The sequence below is a fragment of the bacterium genome (assembly GCA_035529855.1).
Taxonomy (GTDB): Bacteria; RBG-13-66-14; B26-G2; order WVWN01; family WVWN01; genus WVWN01.
The window spans coordinates 1-2,127 of sequence record DATKVX010000065.1 but is presented as its reverse complement, the minus strand read 5'-3'; the positions used below and the strand labels follow the sequence as shown (position 1 = coordinate 2,127).

Below are 2,127 nucleotides of genomic sequence, written 5' to 3'. Positions count from 1 at the left end.
CCGGAAGGTGCGGACGCTTGACGCGGCCGCGTCGGCGCCGGGTCGGCACGAGGTAGTCTGGAACCTGGCGGACGACGGCGGCCGGGGCGTAGCGCCGGGGGTGTACCTGTACCGGCTCAACGCCTCGTGCGGCAGCGCCGTACGCCGTATGGTGGTTACGCGTTAGAGGAACACGGACGGAATAAAAAAGCGGCCCATTTGGGCCGCTTTCTCCTTACATAATATATGTTATAATGCTCTACCCTGGGTGTGGGTGACCGCGGCGAGCGGCAGAGGCGGCGTTTAAGTCTTGATTTTTTGTCGCGGGTAAATTATAATTAAATATATAAGGTATAAATCCATCTCAAAACGTGAGTCGCTGTGGGAACGAGAAGGCTCCCCGGATTGACCGGAGGAAAGAAGATGAAGCGATTATTGGTATTGGCTACGCTGGTGGGCGCCGTCGCGTACGCCGCGCCCAACGTCACGCCGGAACTCGCGGCGCACCTCGACGGGGTCGGCGCAACGGAGCTAGTGCGCGTCCTCGTTGTAATGGAGGAGCAGATACCGCAGGACCGGATAATGGCGTTGACGGACGGCCTGACGCGCAACGAACGCCGTGTGATCGTCGAGGCCGAGTGCTCGCGGTTGGCGGCCTCGAGCCAGCGCGACGTGGTGGCGTTCCTCGAGGGACGCGCCTCGAGCGGCCGCGCCGCGGACATTATGCCGCTCTGGATAGTGAACGCGGTCGCCGCGCGTACGGACCGCGATACCGTCGAAGTCGTCTCGGCGATGCCGGGCGTGGCGTACGTCCACTGGGATAAGGAGATCCCGGTCGACTTACTGCAAGATGTCGTCCCGGCGTTCGAGGACGAGATCGCCTGGAACGTAACGAAGATAAGGGCGCCGGACGTTTGGAACGAGGGCTACGACGGCACGGGCATAGTGGTCTGCGTCGCCGACGGCGGCGTTAACTACAACCACCGCGACTTGGCCGACCACATGTGGACCAAGGCCGGTTACCCCAACCACGGCCGGAGCTTCACGGGCGGCGACCCCAACGATACGATGGACTACGACGGCCACGGCACCCACGTCGCCGGGACCGTCGCGAGCGACGGCACCGCCGGCTCGCAATGCGGCATGGCCCCCAACGCCCAGATCATGATAGCGAAGTTGGGTAGCTCGGACAGTACGTGGTTTGCCGCCTGGCAGTGGGCCATTACCGAAGGGGTCGACGTCATTACCTCGTCCTGGTCGAAGAAATACCCTGACTATCCCGCCTACGGCTTACACCGCGCGGCGAGCGAGAAGACGCTGGCCGCGGGCGTCTTCCATACCAACTCCATCGGCAACCAGGGCAACCAGACCGGCTCCTATCCCATCCCGTTCAACATCGCGACGCCGGGCAACTGCCCGCCGCCCTGGCTCCATCCCGACCAGACGCTGCGCGAGGGGATATCCGGGACCGTGGGCGTGGGCGCCACCGACTCCGGCGACAACCTGGCGTACTTCAGCGGCCGCGGCCCGGCCAGCTGGGACAAGGAACGCCACCCGCAATGCGCGCCCTACGACGACTACCACTGGAGCCCCGGCCTGGGCTTGATCAAGCCCGATTTCGTTGCCCCGGGGGTTAACGTTAAGTCCTGCGACTACCGCAATACTTCCGGGTATACCTTAAAGAGCGGCACGTCGATGTCCACGCCGTGCGCCGCGGGCGCGGTGGCGTTGCTGTTGGACTTCGACGACGCGTTGCCGCCCGCCCAGATCGAGCGTGCTCTCGAGCTCACGGCCGACCCCTTACCCGGCCAAACAAAAGGCACGAAGGTGAATCACAACGGCGCCGGCCGCATAAACGTGTACGCCGCGCTGCAATTCCTCAAGGCCTCTACCGGCATCGACCTCAAGTACTTCCGCGCCGCCGGCCTCGAGGACCGCGTCCGGCTGGCGTGGGACTGCGAGAGCAGCGCGTACGCCGGCTTCAACGTTTACCGCGAGGCGAAGGGCGACGCGGCGGACGCCGGCCGGGAGCGCGTAAACGCGGCGTTGATAACGGGTCAGGCGCCTTTCGCGTACGAAGACCGGGACGTCGTCGCGGCGACGACGTACGAGTATTGGCTCGAGGTGGTCCCGACGACGGGCAAGGCC

General features: G+C 64.6%; 1 protein-coding gene. It reads left to right on the top strand.

Going from position 1 to position 2,127, the window contains the following annotated elements; genetic code table 11:
• Positions 1–402: 402 nt before the first annotated feature.
• A partial coding sequence (locus tag VMX79_07135) for a S8 family serine peptidase (protein ID HUV86871.1) occupies positions 403–2,127 on the top strand: 1,725 nt, incomplete at its 3' end.